Origin of the sequence: Streptomyces sp. NPDC086147, from assembly GCF_040702165.1 — a bacterium.
GTDB lineage: Bacteria > Actinomycetota > Actinomycetes > Streptomycetales > Streptomycetaceae > Streptomyces.
The window spans coordinates 59710-79338 of the sequence record NZ_JBFBJO010000010.1 but is presented as its reverse complement, the minus strand read 5'-3'; the positions used below and the strand labels follow the sequence as shown (position 1 = coordinate 79338).

The window sequence follows — 19629 nt, the reverse complement described above, 5'->3', positions numbered from 1 at the left end:
CGCCAGCACGACCACCCGCCCGGGCCGCCCCTAGACCAGCTCGGCCAGCGCGGATGCCGTCACCCCGTCGGCGCCCAGATAGTTCTCGAGATCGTCCAGCCACAGGACGGCACGGCGGCGACGGCTCGCGACCTCGATGGCGTGGGCGAGCGCCGGCCTGGCCATGGGACGCACGAACGCGTGCCGGGGGAAGCACGAGCGCGCGACCTCGTACGCCAGACGGGTCTTGCCCGCGGCCGACTCGCCGACGACGAGGACGAAGCCGTTCTCCCGCACGGCCCGGCGCAGCGCGGCGTCGACGTCGCGTTCGATGTAGGGAGGCGCTGACGAGGGACGGCCGGGATGCCGGTCCGCCGGGTGAACGCCGGCCAGCTCGGGACGGTCCACCTTCCCGACCCGGGGAACGCGTCCCGACGCGCCCCGCAGCAGCGCGGTCTCGTGCGGCTGGACCTCCCGCGGCTGCACGCGGTCGGCGACGAACGTGTAGACGGTCGTGACGGCCGCACCGATCCCCGCGGCCAGAGGCCCCGACGTCCACAGGGCGGAGAGAGCCACCGCGGAACCACCGGCCCCCACGGCCGCCAGATACCTCACCCAACCCCGGGACCTGCCGCCGGCCTGCCGGATACGCGCATACACGCTGCCCCCTCGCGTGACGTGGTCCTCCATTCTCGCCACCGCACAGCTCCTGTCGAGACTCCGCCGGCCCGAACCCGCACCCGGATGCGGAACCGCCCGATCACCGCGTTCGACGGCCTCACCGACGTGACGCGACAACAGCCACCACGGCCACCGCAGCCACATCCGACCACCGCTCAAGAACATCCGGGAGCGCGGCCGTTGCCGCCGGGTCCAACACCGCGACCGGGAGCGGGACAGGCCGCAAGTGTGTTCCTCGCAGGTTTCCGACGTATCGGAATCAGGGGCCTGGGGAGCCGGGAGAACGGGTCCCCGCGCGGCCTCCACAGGCCCGTGGCCGTCCTTCGACGACGACTCGCACCCCTCTGGCCGACCCTCGCCGAGCAGGTGCTCACCAGCCCGTTCACGCTCCCGAAGAACAGGCTCTGACCTGGCATTTCATTCGGATCCACCTAGGCTGGTGCTCCGCTGGGGACACCACTGGGGGAGGACTTTATGAGCGACGACGCCAACCGGTACGGGGCCGTCCGCATCGAGGTGCTGGAGGGGTTGGAGGCCGTTCGGAAGTGGCCCGGGATGTACATCGGCTCGGTCGGCGAGCGCGGCTTGCGCCAGATGGTGTTCGACGTGGTCGGCGGCGCGGTGAACGAAGTCCTGGCCGGCCGTGCCAGTGCCGTCGAGGTCACTCTCACGTCGGACGGCGGTGTACGTGTCGCGGACGACGGGCCGGGTGTGCCCGTCGAAGTCGCGGGGGACACCGGAGCTCCCGGGCTCGAAGCCCTCCTGACCCGTATGCACCCCGGGGCGGAGCCGGGCGGCCGACACGCCGTGGCCACGAGCCTCTTCGGCACCGGCCCCTGCGTGACCAACGCCCTGTCGAGCCGCCTGACGGCTCAGGTGCGGCGCGCGGGAGTCCACTGGATCCAGGAGTACGCGCGCGGTGTCGCGCTCGCCCCGCCCGTCGGCGTGGGACCGACGACCGGGAGCGGGACCACCATCACCTTCTGGCCCGACACCGACATCTTCGGGGCGACCGAACACTCGTTCACGGCGCTGGCGGAACGCCTCAGGGAACTGGCCTTCCTCAACCGGCGCCTGGACATCTCGCTGACCGACGAACGCCCTTCGAGCGAACCCAGGTCGACCCGGTTCCTGTTCCCGGGCGGAGCCCGGGACTTCGTCGCCTTCCTCGACGCGGGGGCGGGAGCCCCTGTACACCCGGACGTCATCGGCTTCGAGCGGGAGGACCCGCGGATCGCCGGGACCATCGAGGTGGCCCTGCGATGGAACGACACCCGCGAAGCGCGACTCCGCAGTTACGCCAACAGCGCGCCCACGCCCCAAGGCGGCACGCACGCAGTGGGATTCCGAGACGGACTGGCGTCCGCGATCAACACGTACGCGAGGGAGCGGCGCGTTCTGGCGGAGGCGACCCCCGATCTCGGCACGGACCGGATCGGCGACGGCCTGACGGCGGTCGTATCGGTGAAACTGGACCGACCCGAGTTCTCGGGCGCCACCCTCGGAACGCTGGACGGTGCCGCGGTACGGACCGGCGTCGCCGAGACCGTACGAGCGCACCTCGGCACATGGCTGAGGAGACACCCGGAACAGGCCGCAGCCGTCATCGGCAGGATCCTGGGGAAGCGGTCGCCCGAGGAATGAGCCGCGCGTCCCCGTGCCACGGTCCATGGGAGGCGCCGGCCTCGGGTGCCGATCCAGCGGCTCATGAAGGTCCGCGATCGCGTCGGCACGGTTCGGCGGCCCGGTGCCGCCGGGACGCCTCGCTCAGGAGGAGTCGTCGGAACCGGCCGTGAGCGTCTTGCCGGCGACTCCCGACCGGGGGACGCCGTCGACCGCCACACAGATGCCGAAGACACGGTCGTGGCTGGTCCAGCCGTTGACGCGACCACGGTTGTTGCTGATCTGCACCCGCTTCCTGGAGCGGTCCACGGAGGACACCAGGTGCAAGTGGACCGTACCGGCGACACGGGCGAGGACGATGTCCCCGGCTTCGACCTTCGACGGATCGGCGGGAGCGACGACCACCTGCTGCCGACTGCGTATCAGCGGGACCATCGAGGAACCGCTGGGCCGGAACGTCACGGTCGCCCCGCCGGCGACTCTGCCCGCCACCGCGTCCACTACACCCATCCGGCGATCGTGACGGATTCCCCTCCGGCAACCCACCGATTTACTTCCACCACCTCCCCGACGCGAGGCGGATGCCGTCCGATGCGACACCAGGGCCCGTCCGACGCCCAGGCCGGTCCGGACCGGGAAGCCGGGCCCGTGTCCCACGGCGGGTGCTCCAGGTGCCGGCTTCGACCCTCGTTCCTGTCGGTCCGCGCCCGGTCGGGCTTCGGGACGGGGTGACGGCCGCGAAGGTTCAGGACTCGGAGACGGGCTCGGTGGGGCGCGGGCGATCGACGCACCCGATGTGCGCGACGCGTACATTAGCTTCCTGAGTGAGCGGCGTCAACATCAAGCGAACCGCCCCGATCCGCCGTGCGGGGCGCGGGGATTCCGGGTGCGGCCGAGCGGTGTCCGGCGGCTTGTCGAGCAATGCTCGACAGGCTAAGGTCGGCGGCCATGACCGAGGATCCGTACCGGTCGGTATGCGGTTGGGGCCGGGCGGGCCCGTCCGCCGGCGAACGGCCCTTCTGCGAGACCTTCGGCCTGTTCCGGCTCGCGGTGATCGCCCAGCAGATCTACCACCGCTACCACCACAAGCAGACCCGCAACCCGGCCTTCCGCAACCTCTGGTCGGCCGTCGACCACCTGGAGCACCGCTGCCGCTCCACCATCCGCCGCGCCAGTGGCGGCTGACAAGCCGGAGTACCCCCATGCCTCTCATCTGTCTCGTCCGCCACGGCCAGGCGTCCGGCGCCGCGAGGGACTACGGCGTCCTGTCCGACCTCGGCCGCGCCCAGGCCTCCGTCGTCGGCCACGAACTCGCCCGCCGCGGACTGCGCGATCCGCACCTCGTCGCCGGCACCCTGAACCGCCAGCGCGACACGGCCCGCATCGCCGCCGAAGCGGCCGGGTTCCACGGGCCGCTGCACCGGGACGCGCGCTGGAACGAGTACGACCACCTCGCCCTGCTGGACCGCTACGCCCCACCGCCCGACGGGGAACGGTCCGTGCAGGACCTGCTCGATCACGCCCTGGCGGAGTGGATGAGGGACCCCGATCCCGCCGGGGGCGGAACCTGGACGGCGTTCGCCGAAGGCGCGCGGGCCGCCCTGGCCGAGCTGTCCGCCACGCTCGGCCGGGGACGGGACGCGGTCGTGTTCACCTCGGCCGGCCTGCTCGCCGCGGTGTGCGGGGCGCTGCTGTCGCTGCCGGACGAAGGCGCGGTCGCGCTCAACCGCGTGGCGGTCAACGCCTCCGTCACCACCCTGGTGGTGGGAGGCTCCGGGACCACTCTGCTGACCTTCAACGAGCACGCCCATTTCGCCGGGGACCGGCGCCGGATGCTCACCTACCGGTGAGGCCACCGCCCGGCCGCGTCCGCGCGGAGCGCCTCCGTCCCCGCGCGTCAGCCGGCCGTGATCGCCTCCTGGATCGCGGGAGAGACGGCGAACAGGGCGAACACGGACGTCCGGACCTGATGGGCGACGGCCTCGGGCGTGGAGGTGTCGAGCTTGCCGTCGAGGTGCAGGAAGGCGAGGCCGTGGACGAGGGCCCACACCGTGGTCGCCAGGGCGTCGGGGTCGTCGACGCCGGGGAAGGCGTCGCGGACGATGCCGTGGACGTACGCGGAGATCGCGGCGGTCGCGGCGACCCGCTCCTCGCTCGTCGGGTCGCAGGGCTCGGCGAACATCGCCCGGAACAGGGCCGGGTGCTCCAGCGCGAACCGGACGTAGGCCACGGCCACGGCGGCCAGGTCGTCCGGCGTCGACGGGGCGGGGTGAGCCGCCGTCAGGTCCTCGGCGAGTTCGCGGTACCCCTCCGCTGCCACCGCGGAGACGAGCGCCTCGCGGTCCGCGTAGTGGCGGTAGGGGGCCGTCGCCGACACCCCGGCGCGCCGGGCGACCGCGCGCAGCGACAGGCCCGCGCTGCCGTCCTCCTCCAGGAGCTCCCGCGCCGCCCGCAGGCAGGCGGCCCGGAGATCACCGTGATGGTACGTGCTGTTCCGTGACATGCGTCGCACTCACTCTCCCGATGTGTCCACTGCTCACTCACAGCTCCGATGTGAATGGTGCATACATCTTAAATGATCCACGAGGAAGAGGGAAACGGGATGACCAGCGAGCTGTTCTCGCCACTGCTCCTCCGCTCCGGTCAGGTGCTGAAGAACCGGATCGCCAAAGCGGCCATGGAGGAGAACATGGCCGGTGACGGCCAGCTCCCCGACGAGCGGATACTCACCCTGTACCGGCGCTGGGCCGCCGGCGGCGCCGGGCTGCTGATCACTGGCAACGTCATGGTCCACGCCGAGGCGCTGACCGCCCCCTCCGGCATCGTGCTCGACGAACGCTCGCCCCTGAAGCCCTTCGCCGAATGGGCGAGGGCCGCCAAGTCCGGTGGCGCTGCGGTGTGGATGCAGATCAACCACCCCGGCCGGCAGGTGGCCTCCGACATGCCCGGCGTGGTGTGGGGCCCGTCCGGCATCGGCGTCAGCCTGGGCAGACACAGCGGCCGCTTCGGCCGCCCGACCGCCATGACCCCGCGGCAGATCGACGACACCGTGACGCGGTTCGCCGTCACGGCCCACCGCGCCGAGAGGGCGGGATTCGACGGTGTGGAGATCCACGCCGCCCACGGCTATCTCCTCTCGCAGTTCCTCTCCCCCCTGGTCAACAAGCGGACCGACCGGTGGGGCGGACCGCTCAGGAACCGTGCCCGGATGCTGTTCGACGTCGTCCACGCCGTCCGCGGTGTGGTCCCGCCGTCCTTCGCGGTCGCGGTCAAGCTGAACTCCGCCGACTTCCAGCGCGGCGGCTTCGACGCCGACGACGCCCGCCAGGTCATCGGGATGCTCGAACCCCTCGGCGTCGACCTGGTCGAGCTCTCCGGCGGCAGCTACGAGAGCCCGGCCATGACCGGCCGCCCCGCCGACGACAGCACCCGGGCCCGCGAGGCGTACTTCCTCGACCTGGCCACGGATCTGGTCGGGACCAGCACCCTCCCCCTCATGCTCACCGGCGGCATCACCCGCCGCGTCACCGCCGAACGGGTCCTCCACAACGGCGTGGCGCTCGTCGGCATGGGCACCGCCCTCACCCTCACCCCCGACCTGCCCGAACGATGGAGGAACCACCGCGAGGCCGACCGCCTGATGGAGCCGGTCACCTGGTCCGACAAGGCCCTCGCCTCCGCCGCGAGCATGGCCCGGGTGCGGCACCAGATGCGCCGCCTGGCCCGCGGTCGCCGCACCAGGTTCGGTACGAGCCCGGCGCTCGCCCTCATGTCCGAACGCCGCAAGCAGCGCCGTGCCCTGCGCCGCTACCGCGCCTGGCTGACCGCGACGCGGAGGGCGAAGTCGACGTGATCCGCGCCGTGCGGCCCGGATCGGCCCCACCGGTGGCCGGCCTCGTCGCCGAGGTCCGTCGGCAAGGATCCCGCCCCCGTTGTTGACGGTGCTCACATGGGGCTTTATAGTCATGTGTACACTGCTTACATGAGAGTGAGGGATTCCCCCGTGTCTTCGTCGCAGCAGAGCACCGTCAAGGTCGACCTGGGTGGCCGTGAGGTCACCGTCCCCGAGGGGGGTCTGTACGACCGGTACCGGATGGCCCCGGATCTGGACGCGATCGCCCGCGACTCCCGCGTCAGCGGAGTGGACTTCTTCCGGAAGCTGCCCAAGATCAAGGTCGATTCGCCGATCGGCCCCACGCTGACGCCGAACTTCTACTACACGATGTCGAGCGCCCGGCTCACGATGCTCGCGCCCACCCGCGCGATCCGCGCCCGGCTGCCCGAGGAGCTCTCGCCGCTGGAACTCGCGCCGGGCCTCGGGCTGATCTCGGTCATGTTCTTCCGTTACGACGTGTGTGACATCGACTTCTACACCGAGGCCGCCGTGGGCATCGCCGTGAAGCCCGCGCGGCACGGCAGGCTCGGCTTCTTCGACCTGGTCTCGGGCCTGAAGAACGAGCACCTCAACGCATATGTGCTGTCGCTGCCGGTGAACTCGGACATCGCGCAGGTCCGCGGCCACGACGGCTACGGCTTCCCCAAGTGGGTCACCGGCCTCGACGTCGACATCAACGACCTCCGCACGACCGCCCGCGTGGCCAACGACGCCGGCGGAGTGGACCTGGCCCTCCTGGCCGACACGCCGAGGCAGACCGCCCACGCGAGCGGCGAGCGGGTGGGTTCGCTCACCTCGTACACGACGATCGACGGCGCCTGGCACTCCACCCTGAACCAGACCAACGTGCTGAACGCCGGCACGACGCGCAGCGCCAAGGGCGTCTCCCTCCGGCTCGGCGAGGGCCGGATGTCCGACGACCTGCGCTCGCTGCGGCCGAAGCGGACCATCCAGTTCGACGTGATGACCGAGGGCCAGGCCGCCCTGCACATGCCGGTCCCCACCTCGGTCCGAAGCCGCGGCAAGTAACAGCAGAGCAAGAGGAGCCCCCGTCATGGTCACCACCTCCACCGGCCCGGCGGCCGTCCGCGGCCCGAGCCTTCCCCTGTCCCTCACCTCCGCCTTCCTCCAGCACCTGACCGCCCGGGTCTCGGCCGCGCCGAACGCCGCGCGCGTCACCACCACCGCCCCCTACACCGGCGTCCCACTGGCCGACTTCCCCGTCTCCACCCCCGAGGACGTCGAGGCCGCGTTCGCCCGCGCCCGCACCGCGCAGAAGACCTGGGCGGCCACCCCGATCGCGGAGCGCAAGAAGGTCCTGCTGCGCTACCACGACCTGGTGCTCGCCCGGCAGGACCAGGCGCTCGACCTGATGCAGGCCGAGAACGGCAAGACCCGCCGTGACGCCTTCCTCGAAGTCGTCGACATCGGCATCGTCTCGCGCTACTACGCGCGCAACGCCGCCAGGTACCTGGGCCCCAAGCGGCGGCGCGGGGCGATACCCGTCCTGACCCACACCACCGAACTGCGCCACCCCAAGGGCGTGGTCACCGTCATCTCGCCGTGGAACTACCCGCTGAGCATGGCCGCCAGCGACACGATCGCCGCCCTGATGGCCGGCAACGCCGTGGTGCAGAAGCCCGACACCCAGACCGCGCTGACCGCCCTGTGGTCGATGGACCTGATGTACGAGGCGGGCCTGCCCGAGGGCGTGTGGCAGATGGTGATCGGCCGGGGCAGCTCCATCGGCGGCGCGCTGATGGACAACGCCGACTACATGATGTTCACCGGCTCCACCGCCACCGGACGCCAGATCGCCGCCGACGCCGGCCGGCGCCTGATCGGCGCCTCCCTCGAACTCGGCGGCAAGAACCCCATGATCGTCCTGGACGACGCCGACATCGACAAGGCCGCCGAGGGCGCCGTCAACGCCTGCTTCCCCTCCGCCGGACAGCTGTGCGTCTCCTTCGAGCGCCTCTACGTGGCCGAGTCCATCCGCGACGAGTTCGTGGCCGCGTTCGTCGCCCGCACCAAGAAGCTCAGGATCGGCGCGGCGTACGACTACAGCGTCGACGTCGGCAGCCTCACCACCCCCGCCCAGCTCAGGACGGTCACCGAGCACGTCGAGGACGCCGTGGCCAAGGGCGCCACCGTCCTGGCCGGAGGCAAGGCCCGCCCCGACCTCGGCCCGCTCTTCTACGAGCCGACCATCCTCACCGGCGTCACCCCCGACATGACCCTGCACTCCCACGAGACCTTCGGGCCCGTCGTCTCGGTCTACACCTACCGGGACATCGACGACGCGGTCACGCAGGCCAACGCCACCGCCTACGGTCTCAACGCCAGCGTCTGGTCCCGCAACGGCGCCCGGGGCCGGGCCGTCGCCGCCCGCGTCCACGCCGGCACCGTCAACGTCAACGAGGCCTTCGCCGCGGCCTGGGGAAGCATCGACGCCCCCATGGGCGGCATGGGCGACTCCGGCCTCGGCCGCCGCCACGGCGCCGACGGCATCCTCAAGTACACCGAAGCCCAGACCGTCGCCCACCAGCGGCTCCAGGGCTTCTACCCGCCGGCCCGCATCAGCCCCGAAACCTGGACCGTCCTCCTCGGCAACGCGCTCAGGGTGATGAAAACGGTCGGCATGCGCTGAACAGCGGTCGTCCGAGCAGTATCCGCGCCACGCGCGGGCTTCGTCCGGTCCGTCGTCCCACAGTCCGCCGTGCCGACGGACCGGGCGAAGCCCGCGCGTGCCCGATCCGAAGTGTGAGGAGCCGACCGTGTCACCCAGGAATCCGACCGGACCCCTCCCGGACCGTCCTCGACACGACGGCACCGGACCGACGAACCGGCCTGCCTGGAGCGAAGTGCCCACGTCGCAGGTGGAACGGTTCGCGGCCTCCGCGCTGGCCGAGTCGGCCGGCCTGGCGGAGACGATCCTCCGCGCCGTCCGTTCCCACTTCCCGCAACTGCGTCTCGTGGAGGACGAATCCGGCGAGCCGAAGGCCCTGATCGGCATCCGCGACGCCATAGAGGGCTTCGTCCCCCACCTCGCGCCCGAGAAGGCCGTCCCCCGTATGCCCTCGGGGGCGTTCCAGGAGTTCGGCAGGGGAGAAGGACTGAGCGGACGCAGCCTCGACGTCCTCCAAGCCGTGTACCGGCTCGGCTTCAGACTCGCCTGGTGCAGGTTCACCGAGATCGGCCAGCGGATCGGCATCGCCGCGCCCGCCATGTACGAACTCGCGGAGACCGGCTTCACGTACCTCGAAGGACTGGTCGAGCAGTCGGTCCGCGGCTACGCGGGGGCGGTGGCCGGGCGGGAGGGCGAGCGCCTGCGGTGGCGGCGGAAGCTGATCGACGGACTGCTGTCCGGCCGCCACTCCGATCCCGCGACGGCCCTGGCGGAACTCTCCACGCCCATCGCGTGGGAGATGCCGGAGACCGTCGCCGTCGGCCTGCTGATCCCGCCCGCGCGCGAGGCGGTCACACCGGCCCTGGGGCGGGGCATCCTGCTCGACATGGAGAGCGAGCAGCCGCGCGTCCTCGTTCCCGCCCCGGAAGAGGCCGGCCGGGTCGACCACATCCGCCGGGCCGCCGTCGGCTGGTCGGGCGCGATCGGACCGGCGGTGCCCCTCGCGGACGCGCGGGCCTCGCTGCGCTGGGCGGAGAGCGCGGTGCGGCTGATCCAGGAAGGATTCCTGCCCCGCGGAGAGGTCCAGCGCTGCACCGACCACGCGGAGGAGCTGATCCTGCTGCCCTCCTCCGGCCTCATCGACGAAACCGCGCTCCGCCTGCTCACCCCGCTGAGGGGCGTCGGCCCGGCCCGGGCGCGCCGCCTGGCCGCGACCCTTCTGGCCTGGATCGAGACCTCCGGCAGCGCCACGGACATCGCCGACCGGCTGGGAGTCCACCCCCAGACCGCCCGCTACCGTCTTCGCCAGATCCGCGAACTGTGGGGGGACGATCTCGACGACGCGGACCGGCGGTTCGAGATGCTCCTCGTCCTGCGCTCCCAACGCCTGCGAGGGATGCTCTTCGAGGGCGACGCACCACGGACGGCTTGACCGGGCCTCGAGGTCGATGCCGACGCCCGGCACGATGCCGCCGGTGACCCGTTCCAGGGCCACCGGCGGCATCGAAGCGCTCGTCGCGCGGTCGTACGTCGTTCTCGCGGGCCCGGATTCCTCCGCCGGGCCCTACGGCTCCCTTCCGAAGCCTACGACTTCTGCTTGGCGCGGACCCCCTCGGCGATGCGCTTGCCCACGGTCGGGTCGATGTTGGTCCAGTACGCGAAGGCGCGCTCCAGGACCGGTTCGCTCACCCCGTCGAGGAGGTGGCCGACGACGTTGTCCACGAGGCGGTCGCGGGCCGCGTCGTCGAGGACCTCGCGCACGAGCGTGCCGGGCTGTCCCCAGTCGTCGTCCTCCGGGTGCGAGACGTAGGCGGTCCGGGTGATCTCGCCGTCGACGGCCCAGCTCGGCGGGCTGCCGTACCGCTCGGTGTCGGCGGCGGGCCCGCCCTTGGAGTTCGGCGCGTAGACCGGATCGGACGTCTTCCGGTAGGCCATCGCGCCGTCCTTGGAGTAGGTGTGGACGTCGACGACGGGCGCGTTCACCGGCAGCTGCTGGTAGTTGGTGCCGATGCGGGCGCGGTGGGCGTCCGCGTACGAGAAGAGCCGGCCCAGCAGCATCCGGTCCGGGCTGGGGCCGATGCCGGGGACGAAGTTGTTCGGCTGGAAGGCGGCCTGCTCGATCTCGGCGTGGTTGTCGGTGGGATTGCGGTCCAGCGTCATGCGGCCCACCGGGATGAGCGGGTAGTCGCCGTGCGGCCACACCTTGGTGAGGTCGAACGGGTTGAACCGGTACGTCGCCGCGTCCTCGTACGGCATGACCTGCACGTGCAGCGTCCACGACGGGAAGTCCCCGTCCCGGATGTGCTCGAACAGGTCCCGCATGTGGAAGTCCGAGTCGACGCCCGCCATCCGGTCGGCCTCGTCCTGGGTGAAGAACTCGATGCCCTGGTCGGTCTTGAAGTGGTACTTCACCCAGAACCGCTCGCCGGACGCGTTGATCCACATGTACGTGTGGGAGGTGTACCCGTTCATGTGGCGCCAGGTGCGCGGGACGCCCCGGTCGCCCATCAGCCAGGTCACCTGGTGCGCGGACTCGGGCGAGAGGGTCCAGAAGTCCCACTGCATGTCGTGGTCGCGCAGGTTGTTGTCGGCCCGGCGCTTCTGGGACCGGATGAAGTGCTGGAACTTCATCGGGTCCTTCACGAAGAAGACCGGCGTGTTGTTGCCGACCATGTCGTAGTTGCCCTCGGACGTGTAGAACTTCACCGCGAAGCCCCGGGGGTCCCGCCACGTGTCCGGGCTGCCCCGCTCTCCGGCCACCGTGGAGAAACGGGCGACCAGGTCGGTGCGGGTTCCCGGCTGGAACAGCGCCGCCTTGGTGTACTGGCTGACGTCATGGGTGACCTCGAAGTGTCCGAACGCCCCGCTGCCCTTGGCGTGCGGCTGGCGCTCGGGGATCCGCTCCCGGTTGAACTGCGCCATCTGCTCGATCAGGTAGGCGTCCTGGAGGAGGACGGGTCCACCCGGACCCGCGGTGAGCGAGTGCTCGTCGCTCTCCACCGGGGCCCCGGAGTCGGTCGTCGTCGCCGGTCGGATCTCGGTCATCGCGGTCTGCCTTTCGTCGTCACGCATGCCCACCCTCATCCTTCTCGGCAGAAGCCGCCACCCGAAACGCACCGTCCCGCTTCGAGCGGGTACGCATCAGGCGCATCAGATGTTTGCGCCGCTCACTTGCCTCGGGTAATGTGAGTGGTGCATACATTGGGCTCGCGGCGATCCGGCCCGACCGGATCGCCGTCCCCGGGACGGAGGCCCCGCCTTCCCCGGGCGCGAGTTCCTCATCTCGGCAGTGGAAGCAGTGGAACGGAGTTGTCGTGAAGGCTGTGTCGATCAAGGAGCACGGTGGTCCCGAGGTTCTGGAGTGGGTCGAGGTCGAGGACCCGACGCCCGGTGCCGGCGAGGTCGTCGTGGAGGTGGCGGCCAGCGCCCTGAACCGGGCGGACGTCATGCAGCGCTGGGGGCTCTACCCCCTGCAGCCCGGCTGGTCGCCGTATCCGGGGCTGGAGGTCTCCGGGCGCATCGGCGCGGTCGGCGAGGGGGTCACGGGCTGGAAGGTGGGGGACGAGGTCTGCGCCCTGCTGACGGGCGGCGGCTACGCGCAGAGGGTCGCCGTTCCCGCAGGTCAGCTCCTGACGATTCCCCGGGGAGTGGGCCTGGTGGAGGCGGCGGGCCTGCCCGAGGTCACCGCCACGGTCTGGTCCAACCTCGTCATGACCGCGGGACTGAAGGCGGGCGAGACCCTTCTGGTGCACGGCGGTGCCGGCGGTGTCGGCACGACGGCGATCCAGGTCGCCAAGGCGCTGGGCGCCCGCGTCGTGACCACGGTGGGCGGCCCGGAGAAGGCGGCCCGGGCCCGGGAGCTGGGCGCCGACGTGGCGATCGACTACCGCACCGAGGACTTCGCCGAGCACGGCCCCTACGACGTGATCCTCGACGTCGTCGGCGGCGACTACCTGGAGCGCAACGTCCGCTCGCTGGCGGCGGACGGGCGACTGGTCGTCATCGGCCTGCAGAAGGGCCTGGAGGGGCAGCTCAACCTCGCCGAGATCGTCTTCAAGCGGGCCTCGGTGCACGGCACCACCCTGCGGACGCGTTCGAAGGAGGACAAGGCCGAGATCGTGGCCCAGGTCCAGGAGAACGTCTGGCCCATGATCGAGAGCGGCATCGTGAAGCCGATCGTCGACCGGACCCTCCCGATGGCCGAGGCCGCCGAAGGCCACCGCCTGATGGAGGCCGGCGGCCACCTCGGCAAGATCCTGCTCGTGAACGACGAGAACGCGTGACGCGACGAACACGGGGCGCAGAGCCCGCCCCTCGGCGGAGCGTCCCGACGGGCATCGGTCCGGTCAGACCACCGGGGCGGGTTCCTCGGCGGGCCGGGACCCCCGGGTCATCAGCACCCCCGCGAGTGCCGCGACGGGATACATGAGCACGCCGTAGACGGCGGCGGGCACCGCCAGGCCGACGCTGCCGAGCACGCTGATCGCCAGAGTCATGGCGACGGCGCTGTTGTGCACGCCGATCTCCATCGAGCAGGCGATCGACTGCCGCTTGCCGAGCTTGAGCAGGCGCGGCGCGAAGTATCCGATCGTGAGGCTCGCCGTGCAGAAGGCCAGTGCCGCCGGTCCCGCCTCCAGGAGGTGGTCGACGATGTCGTCCCGCTCGGCCACCAGCGCGCCGATGATGACGGCGACGAGGACGACGATCGACAGCCGGCGCACCGGACGGTCCATGCGCCGCGCGAACGCCTCCGAGCGGTGCCGCACCGCCAGACCGATCGCCACCGGCACGAGCACCAGGGCGAAGACCTGGAGCACCTTGCCGAACTGCAGCCCCAGGCCGTCCGGGCCGATGTCCGGCTCGAAGTACCGCAGCGAGAGGTTGGTGATGATCGGCAGCGTCACGATGGCCAGGACCGCGTTGACCGCGGTGAGCGTGACGTTCAGTGCCACGTCGCCGCCGAAGAGGTTCGCCGTCGTCCCGCCGGGCGAGGCGGTCAGCAGCATCATGCCGACGGGCAGGGCGAGCGGAAGGAATGCGGTGGCGAGAGGAGTGTCCATGCGCGGCTTCGTCTCCAAGGGCGAGGGTGGCGCGGAGGGAAGGCGCGGAGCGACAGTCGCATGACGCCCGGATGACGGCCGTACGTCCGGCAGGCCCGGGCGCCGGCTGCGCCGCGCACAGTAGGTGCGCAAGTGAGCACTGTCAACATAGGATGTGGCCCACCGCACACCGCGATCGGCACCTGGCCTCATCGGCTCCCGCACGCCCTGCGGGGGACCCACACGCCCTGCGGAAGACCCGCACCGCCCTGCGGAGAGCCCGCATGCCCCACGGAGAACCCGCGTGCCTCGCGGAGGAAAGGAACCTCATGGACACCCGGATCGACCTCGGTGACCTGCCCGTCGACACGAGTGCGCCCGTCCTGGTCACCGGTGCCACGGGATACGTCGCGGGCTGGATCGTGAAAGGCCTGCTCGACGCCGGTGCCACCGTCCACGCGGCGGTCCGCGACCCGGGCAGGAACGACAAGGTCCGGCACCTCGTCGAGGCCGCCGACTCCTCGCCCGGAACCCTGCGCCTGTTCGCGACGGACCTGATGCGCGAGGGCTCCTACCGGGAAGCCATGCGGGGGTGCCGGCTCGTCGTCCACACGGCCTCGCCCTTCGTCCGCGCCGTGCGGGACCCGCAGCGCGACCTCGTCGACCCGGCCGTGCACGGCACCCGCAACGTGCTGCACACCGCGAACGACGTCGGCACCGTCGAACGCGTGGTGCTCACCAGCTCCGTCGCGGCGATGATCGGAGACGCCGAGGACATCCTTCGCATCCCCGGCCGGACGATCACGGAGGAGACCTGGAACACGACCTCGTCCCTGACCCGCGAGCCCTACAGCCTCTCCAAGGCCCTGGCCGAGAAGGAGGCGTGGCGCATCGCGGAGGCCCAGGACCGCTGGCGCCTCGTCACCGTCAACCCGGGCCTCGTGATCGGCCCGGCCCTGAACGCCGACCCGACCAGCGAAAGCTTCACCATCGTGCGGCAGATGACCGGCGGCGAGGCCCGCTTCGGCGCCCCGCGCGTCGCCGTCGCGGTCGTCGACGTGCGCGAGGTCGCCTACGCGCACCTGGCGGCCGCGTTCCTCCCGGAGGCCCGGGGACGTCACCTCCTCATGGCCGAGAGCACCGACATCGTCGACCTCGCGCGCAGGCTCCTGCCCGCCTACGGAGACCGGTACCCGCTGCCGCGCCACGCCGTACCGAAGGCCCTCGCCGTCGCCTTCGCGCCGGCGGCCGGGCTCGAACGCGGCTACCTGCGACGCAACGTCGGCTTCGAGCTGCGGGGCGACACCACCAAGAGCCGGAAGAGCCTCGGCGTGCGCTACCGGCCCGCACAGCGCTCCATGGAGGACATGCTCGACCAGCTCGCCCGGGCCGGAGCGGCGAACGGCGCGAAATGAGCGGCGGGTGACGCGCGGCGAGGCGGACGGCACCTGAGCCTCCCGCCCTCCGGGATGCCCGCGACCCCGATGAAGGCGCAGCATGGACGGAGGCGTTCCCCCGGCGGCGCCCCGCGCGCCGCCGGGGTCCGGGCGCGGAGGGAGCGTGCGATGACCGACGGCGTACCGCCCGAAACCGGTGGTCCCGGGGCCGCCGGGGCCGACACCGACGCGGGCCGACAGGGTACGGGGAGCCTGCTGGACCTCCTCAACGTCGCCGCTGTCGTGGTGGACGTCGACGGCCGGATCGTGTTCTGGAGCCCGCAGGCCACCGACGTCTTCGGACACACCGCAGAGGAGGCGCTGGGCCGGTACGCGGCACGGCTCCTGCTCGGCGAGGAGGACCGGCACCGGGCGGTGGAGCTGTTCGCCACGGTGATGACGACCGGACGGAGCTGGGCCGGGACGTTCCCCGTCCTGCACAGGGACGGCACGACCCGGCTTGTGGAGTTCCGCAACGTACGGCTGCAGGACGACCTGGGGGACGTGTACGCGCTGGGGATCGCCGTCGACCTGACCACGCTGCACGACGTGGAGGACCGGCTGGCGTTCTCGGACCAGCTGGTGTCACAGGCGCCGGTGGGGTTAGCCCTGCTGGACGCCGACATGCGGTCGCCGTCGAACACGTCCTCCCGGTCGGAGCACCCGACGGAATCGACCCCGCCTGCTACGCCCGCCTCGTCACCGCGGGCCTGAAGATCCTCAAGCGGCTTCCGGGCATCAAGTAGACAAACAGCGGACAAGCACACAAACAGACACGAAAGAGTGATCCATTCCATGCACACGGTTCTGGGCGCCAACGGGCCGATCGGCGAAGAACTCACCCGGGAGCTGTACCGCGGCTTCACCCGCGACATCCGGCTGGTCAGCCGCAATCCCGTGAAGATTCACGACACCGACCAGCTCGTCAAGGCCGACCTGACCGACCCCGAGGCCACCGACCGGGCCGTCCGGGGCAGCGAGGTCGCCTACCTCACCGTGGGCCTGCCCATGGACTCGGAGCTGTGGGAGCGGCAGTTCCCCGTCATGATGCGCAACGTCATCGACGCCTGCGCCGAGCACGGCACCAAGCTCGTCTTCTTCGACAACACCTACATGTACCCCGGCACGACCACCCCGCAGACCGAGTCCACTGCCTTCGCACCCAACGGCCGCAAGGGCCGGGTGCGCGCGCGAATCGCGACGACCCTGCTGGAGGCGATGGCGGCGGGGACGGTCGACGCCGTCATCTGCCGGGCACCGGAGTTCTACGGCCCGGGAAAGACCAAGAGCCTGACCAACTCGCTCGTCTTCGACCGCATCAAGGCCGGCAAGAAGCCGTTCGTCCCCGTCAGCGCCAAGACCGTCCGGTCCCTCATCTGGACACCGGACGCCAGCCGGGCCATGGCCCTGATCGGCAACACCCCCGACGCCTACGGCCAGACCTGGCACCTGCCCGTCGACCCCCACCGCCTCACCTACGCCCAGCTCGTCCGGGTGGCCGAAGAGGTCACCGGCCGCCGGATCCGCTCCACCGTGCTGCCCCTGGCCGTCTTCACCCTCGGCGGCCGCTTCGTCAAACCGCTCGGAGAGGTCGAGGAACTACTGCCGCGCTACCGCGGCGACAACATCTTCAGCACCTCGAAATTCACCGCGCGCTTCCCCGACTTCACCGTCACCTCCTACCGGAAGGGCATCACCGAACTCCTCGGCTGAACCCTCCGCTCCGGAGCACTCGGAGCACCCGGAGCGGAGGGGACTACTCGGCCGGCGACCGGCTCACGAAGCACCGTCGAGGACCTGGCGCAGTCGGTGCGCGAACTCGTCCGGCTTTCCCGGATAACCGAACTCTCCGTCGCAGAAACCGCCGTGGTGGCTCGGAAATACGGTCACCCGCTGTCCGAGCAGCTCGGCGGTCGCGACGGAAGTGCGCCCTGTCTGCACGTTCTCGGACTCCTCACCCACGGCGATCACGACGCGGGTCGGCGCGGAGGCGAGCGCCTCGGTGTCCGGCCGGTAGTCGCTGACCGCCCACGACCGGTCGGACAGCAGCGGATCGTCGCGCGAGCCGTCGTCCTGCGTGGGCATGCCGAACGCGGCGGGATCGGGCCGCGGCTGTGCGAAGTACGCGTCGGTGAACTCTCCCTCCCACGAGGTCATGGCCACGAACGCGGCCATCCCGGCTCCCCATCCGCGTTCCTCGTAGGCCTCCCGGACCCCGGCCCGCGCCCGCACCGCCGCCGGGCCGTCCGGCGTGAGGGTGATGAGCGGCGGCTCGTGCGCGACCAGGGTGGTCACGTCCGAGGGGTACGCCGCCACGACCGCGAGCGCGGTGATCGCTCCGCCGCTGCTGGCGAACATCTCGACCGGTCCGGCCCCGACGGCCTCGATGACGGCGTGCACGTCGTCGGCCTGGGTCTGCGGCGTGTGATCGTCCCGCCCGTCCTTGCGGGTACTGCGTCCGAGCCCGCGCGGGTCATAGGTGACCACGGTCCGCTCGGGGAAGCGCGCGGCGAGCGCGGCGAAGCCGCCGGCGTCCATGGGCTGCCCGATCATGAACAACGGCGGGCGTCCGTCTGCAATCGGCAGCGGCCCGCGAACGTCGTAGACGAGGTCCGCGCCGGCTGTCTCGAGCGTGTGAGTCTTCATACCCGTGCAGACCGGTCCCGCTCCGGAAACTCATCGGTGGGATTCGCGCGGCGGGGGACGTGCCCGGCCCCGAGGAGACCGGACCCCACCGGGCCGCGCCGAGGAGTCGGCACCCGACCGCACCGGCCGGGCACCCACCGCACCGCGCGGCCCGGTGTCCGAAAGGAATCAGCTGACGAAGTATCCGGCGTCGAGTCCGATCCAGCCGGTGAACCCGCGCTGGTCGTAGATGCGCAGCGCACCGTCGGTCTGGACCTCCCACCGGATGGTGAGCGAATCGGAGATCCCGGAGCCGGTGATCTGACCGACCATGCCCTGCGTCCGGTGGGGGCGAATGTGCGGCGGGAGGGTCAGGACCGTCTCGCCGTTGGTCCACGGGGTGCTGTTCTTGCGCGACAGCCGGAGGTGGAGGTAGACGCGATCGCCGAGCTGACGGTACTGCGGGACGTAGTGGGAGGAGTTGGGGGCGTAGACGCCGGCGTCGTACTCCAGATCGGTCCACGGGACGTGGTCGCCGGTTCCGTCGGTGGTGCCGGTGATGCCGTAGAGGGCCATGCGGCGCGGTCCTGGTTCTCTGGTGGCGAAGCCGAAGACGAGCTGCGGCCCGTTCGGCGTGGTGCGGACGGTGATGGCTTCGGTCTCGCGGTGGGGCAGGTCGAGAGCGGTGGTGTTGAAGCTCCGCTCGATCATCAGACCGGTGGTGATGTCGTAGACGTTCCACCAGGAGTTGCCGGGGCGCAGGTTGGCATCGCTGTAGGCACTGCCCTCGTTCTGGTGGACGAGGTCCCCGTACAGACACCAGGCCTGGGTGCGGTAGTGGCACGGGAAGCTGTACAACGGGGTGAAGACACGGCTCTTGAAGGCGTCGAGGTCGTAGACGCGGTATTCGTCCTTGCCGGTGGAGGACCTGTGGCGCACCCCTATGCGGCCGTGGTCGACGTCCAGGGACGGAGTCGTGCGGGAGGAGCCCGGGACGGGGTCGAACACCTCGATCAGGCCGCTCCCCGCATCGACGACGGCGTCGGGGGTGAACGCGACGCGGCCGATGCGCTTGCCGTACGTGAAGCCGTCGGCTACCGGGTCCGCGTCGGTCTCCAGCCACAGGACGGGACGGCCGTCGACGTGCTCGACGCCGAGTCCGCCTCCGTGGCCGACACCCCTCAGGTACATGACGGCACCCACGCTGCCGTCAGGGGCGACCTCGTTGACGCACAGGTCGCCCCGGCGGCCGCGCTCGGCGCCGGGAACCGCCGCCGGCTCGTCGGCCAGGCGGCGCCCGTCGCTGATGACCTGCGTCACGTAGGCCAGCCCCGTGACCGGGTCGAAGGCGACCTGCTGGTGCACCGTGCCCTGCTTGAGCGGGATCTCCCGGCCGAACAGATCGACAGGTTCGGCCCGCAGGTCGAACCTGTTTCCCGCGTTCAGGCTGTACCCGGCCAGGTTTCCGGCGACGACGCCGGTCGCGGGGGGAGCCTGACCGGCGTGTGCCTGCGCGGTTTCGACAGAGGCGAGGACCGGAGCGGTGGCCATGGCGGCCAGAACGGTGCGGCGGGTCAGCGACATGACGCGAGGCCCTCGTCTCCGGACCGCGGCAGCACGGCGGAACCGGTGCGTTCCACGGGATCGGGACCGGCGCTCGGGATGACGGTCTCCGCGGCCTTCGACGAGCCGCGGCAGAGCATGCGGGCGGAACGATGGAAC

The 19629-nt window shown here is 71.2% G+C and carries 18 protein-coding genes; 11 read left to right on the top strand and 7 right to left on the bottom strand.

Going from position 1 to position 19629, the window contains the following annotated elements:
• Positions 1-30: 30 nt before the first annotated feature.
• Positions 31-555, bottom strand: coding sequence for a hypothetical protein (locus tag AB0398_RS22170; protein WP_366377326.1), 525 nt, complete (start codon positions 553-555; stop codon positions 31-33).
• 579 nt (positions 556-1134) lie between these two features.
• Between AB0398_RS22170 and AB0398_RS22165 the strand changes: the two genes are divergently transcribed.
• The gene (locus tag AB0398_RS22165; protein WP_366377325.1) at positions 1135-2304 is read left to right on the top strand and encodes a DNA gyrase subunit B; all 1170 of its coding nucleotides are present in this window, start codon (positions 1135-1137) and stop codon (positions 2302-2304) included.
• A 123-nt stretch (positions 2305-2427) separates the two neighbouring features.
• On the opposite strand, the gene AB0398_RS22160 is transcribed toward AB0398_RS22165, so the two are convergent.
• Positions 2428-2793, bottom strand: a complete 366-nt coding sequence (locus AB0398_RS22160) for a S24 family peptidase (RefSeq protein ID WP_366377324.1) — start codon at positions 2791-2793, stop codon at positions 2428-2430.
• A gap of 438 nt (positions 2794-3231) precedes the next feature.
• Between AB0398_RS22160 and AB0398_RS22155 the strand changes: the two genes are divergently transcribed.
• Positions 3232-3468, top strand: a complete 237-nt coding sequence (locus AB0398_RS22155) for a hypothetical protein (protein WP_366377323.1) — start codon at positions 3232-3234, stop codon at positions 3466-3468.
• A 17-nt stretch (positions 3469-3485) separates the two neighbouring features.
• A complete protein-coding gene (locus tag AB0398_RS22150) occupies positions 3486-4133 on the top strand; it encodes a histidine phosphatase family protein (RefSeq protein ID WP_366377322.1) in 648 nt (215 codons plus the stop codon).
• A gap of 47 nt (positions 4134-4180) precedes the next feature.
• On the opposite strand, the gene AB0398_RS22145 is transcribed toward AB0398_RS22150, so the two are convergent.
• Positions 4181-4786 carry a TetR/AcrR family transcriptional regulator gene (locus AB0398_RS22145; protein WP_366377321.1) on the bottom strand — a complete coding sequence of 202 codons (606 nt, stop codon included), beginning with the start codon at positions 4784-4786 and terminating at the stop codon, positions 4181-4183.
• 99 nt (positions 4787-4885) lie between these two features.
• Between AB0398_RS22145 and AB0398_RS22140 the strand changes: the two genes are divergently transcribed.
• From AB0398_RS22140 to AB0398_RS22125, 4 genes are all read left to right on the top strand, one after another.
• Complete coding sequence (locus AB0398_RS22140; protein WP_366377320.1) at positions 4886-6136, top strand: NADH:flavin oxidoreductase/NADH oxidase family protein; 1251 nt, start codon at positions 4886-4888, stop codon at positions 6134-6136.
• Between the two features lie 129 nt (positions 6137-6265).
• Positions 6266-7207: an acetoacetate decarboxylase family protein gene (locus AB0398_RS22135; protein WP_366377319.1), complete on the top strand. Its 942-nt coding sequence runs from the start codon at positions 6266-6268 to the stop codon at positions 7205-7207.
• Between the two features lie 25 nt (positions 7208-7232).
• Positions 7233-8828, top strand: coding sequence for a succinic semialdehyde dehydrogenase (locus AB0398_RS22130; protein WP_366377318.1), 1596 nt, complete (start codon positions 7233-7235; stop codon positions 8826-8828).
• A 214-nt stretch (positions 8829-9042) separates the two neighbouring features.
• Positions 9043-10239, top strand: coding sequence for a helix-turn-helix domain-containing protein (locus AB0398_RS22125; RefSeq protein WP_366377317.1), 1197 nt, complete (start codon positions 9043-9045; stop codon positions 10237-10239).
• Positions 10240-10391: 152 nt separating this feature from the next.
• On the opposite strand, the gene AB0398_RS22120 is transcribed toward AB0398_RS22125, so the two are convergent.
• A complete protein-coding gene (locus tag AB0398_RS22120) occupies positions 10392-11852 on the bottom strand; it encodes a catalase (RefSeq protein WP_366377485.1) in 1461 nt (486 codons plus the stop codon).
• Positions 11853-12121: 269 nt separating this feature from the next.
• Between AB0398_RS22120 and AB0398_RS22115 the strand changes: the two genes are divergently transcribed.
• Positions 12122-13090 (top strand): NAD(P)H-quinone oxidoreductase, encoded by a 969-nt coding sequence (locus tag AB0398_RS22115; protein ID WP_366377316.1) that lies wholly within the window; start codon positions 12122-12124, stop codon positions 13088-13090.
• Between the two features lie 63 nt (positions 13091-13153).
• Here the strand turns inward: AB0398_RS22115 and AB0398_RS22110 are convergent, their stop codons facing one another.
• Complete coding sequence (locus AB0398_RS22110) at positions 13154-13867, bottom strand: bile acid:sodium symporter (protein WP_366377315.1); 714 nt, start codon at positions 13865-13867, stop codon at positions 13154-13156.
• A gap of 308 nt (positions 13868-14175) precedes the next feature.
• Between AB0398_RS22110 and AB0398_RS22105 the strand changes: the two genes are divergently transcribed.
• The 3 genes from AB0398_RS22105 to AB0398_RS22095 all read left to right on the top strand — a co-directional run bounded on the left by AB0398_RS22105 (position 14176) and on the right by AB0398_RS22095 (position 16995).
• Positions 14176-15261 (top strand): NAD-dependent epimerase/dehydratase family protein, encoded by a 1086-nt coding sequence (locus AB0398_RS22105; RefSeq protein ID WP_366377314.1) that lies wholly within the window; start codon positions 14176-14178, stop codon positions 15259-15261.
• A gap of 150 nt (positions 15262-15411) precedes the next feature.
• A complete protein-coding gene (locus AB0398_RS22100) occupies positions 15412-15996 on the top strand; it encodes a PAS domain S-box protein (RefSeq protein ID WP_366377313.1) in 585 nt (194 codons plus the stop codon).
• Positions 15997-16077: 81 nt separating this feature from the next.
• Positions 16078-16995: an NAD-dependent epimerase/dehydratase family protein gene (locus AB0398_RS22095; protein WP_366377312.1), complete on the top strand. Its 918-nt coding sequence runs from the start codon at positions 16078-16080 to the stop codon at positions 16993-16995.
• Between the two features lie 63 nt (positions 16996-17058).
• On the opposite strand, the gene AB0398_RS22090 is transcribed toward AB0398_RS22095, so the two are convergent.
• Together AB0398_RS22090 and AB0398_RS22085 are read right to left on the bottom strand one after the other, a co-directional pair.
• A complete protein-coding gene (locus AB0398_RS22090) occupies positions 17059-17928 on the bottom strand; it encodes an alpha/beta hydrolase (RefSeq protein WP_366377311.1) in 870 nt (289 codons plus the stop codon).
• A gap of 168 nt (positions 17929-18096) precedes the next feature.
• Entirely contained in the window at positions 18097-19491 is a 1395-nt protein-coding gene (locus tag AB0398_RS22085; RefSeq protein WP_366377310.1) for a signaling protein, read from the bottom strand.
• Positions 19492-19629 lie beyond the last annotated feature (138 nt).

Bases quoted from the DNA above. Each gene is read 5' to 3' on its own strand.
- AB0398_RS22150 (WP_366377322.1), top strand. From the start codon at position 3,486: ATGCCTCTCATCTGTCTCGTCCGCCACGGCCAGGCGTCCGGCGCCGCG.
- AB0398_RS22160 (WP_366377324.1), bottom strand. From the start codon at position 2,793: ATGGGTGTAGTGGACGCGGTGGCGGGCAGAGTCGCCGGCGGGGCGACC.
- AB0398_RS22155 (WP_366377323.1), top strand. From the start codon at position 3,232: ATGACCGAGGATCCGTACCGGTCGGTATGCGGTTGGGGCCGGGCGGGC.
- AB0398_RS22135 (WP_366377319.1), top strand. From the start codon at position 6,266: ATGAGAGTGAGGGATTCCCCCGTGTCTTCGTCGCAGCAGAGCACCGTC.
- AB0398_RS22120 (WP_366377485.1), bottom strand. From the start codon at position 11,852: ATGACCGAGATCCGACCGGCGACGACGACCGACTCCGGGGCCCCGGTG.
- AB0398_RS22095 (WP_366377312.1), top strand. From the start codon at position 16,078: ATGCACACGGTTCTGGGCGCCAACGGGCCGATCGGCGAAGAACTCACC.
- AB0398_RS22140 (WP_366377320.1), top strand. From the start codon at position 4,886: ATGACCAGCGAGCTGTTCTCGCCACTGCTCCTCCGCTCCGGTCAGGTG.
- AB0398_RS22145 (WP_366377321.1), bottom strand. From the start codon at position 4,786: ATGTCACGGAACAGCACGTACCATCACGGTGATCTCCGGGCCGCCTGC.
- AB0398_RS22130 (WP_366377318.1), top strand. From the start codon at position 7,233: ATGGTCACCACCTCCACCGGCCCGGCGGCCGTCCGCGGCCCGAGCCTT.
- AB0398_RS22105 (WP_366377314.1), top strand. From the start codon at position 14,176: ATGGACACCCGGATCGACCTCGGTGACCTGCCCGTCGACACGAGTGCG.
- AB0398_RS22110 (WP_366377315.1), bottom strand. From the start codon at position 13,867: ATGGACACTCCTCTCGCCACCGCATTCCTTCCGCTCGCCCTGCCCGTC.
- AB0398_RS22165 (WP_366377325.1), top strand. From the start codon at position 1,135: ATGAGCGACGACGCCAACCGGTACGGGGCCGTCCGCATCGAGGTGCTG.
- AB0398_RS22090 (WP_366377311.1), bottom strand. From the start codon at position 17,928: ATGAAGACTCACACGCTCGAGACAGCCGGCGCGGACCTCGTCTACGAC.
- AB0398_RS22085 (WP_366377310.1), bottom strand. From the start codon at position 19,491: ATGTCGCTGACCCGCCGCACCGTTCTGGCCGCCATGGCCACCGCTCCG.
- AB0398_RS22100 (WP_366377313.1), top strand. From the start codon at position 15,412: ATGACCGACGGCGTACCGCCCGAAACCGGTGGTCCCGGGGCCGCCGGG.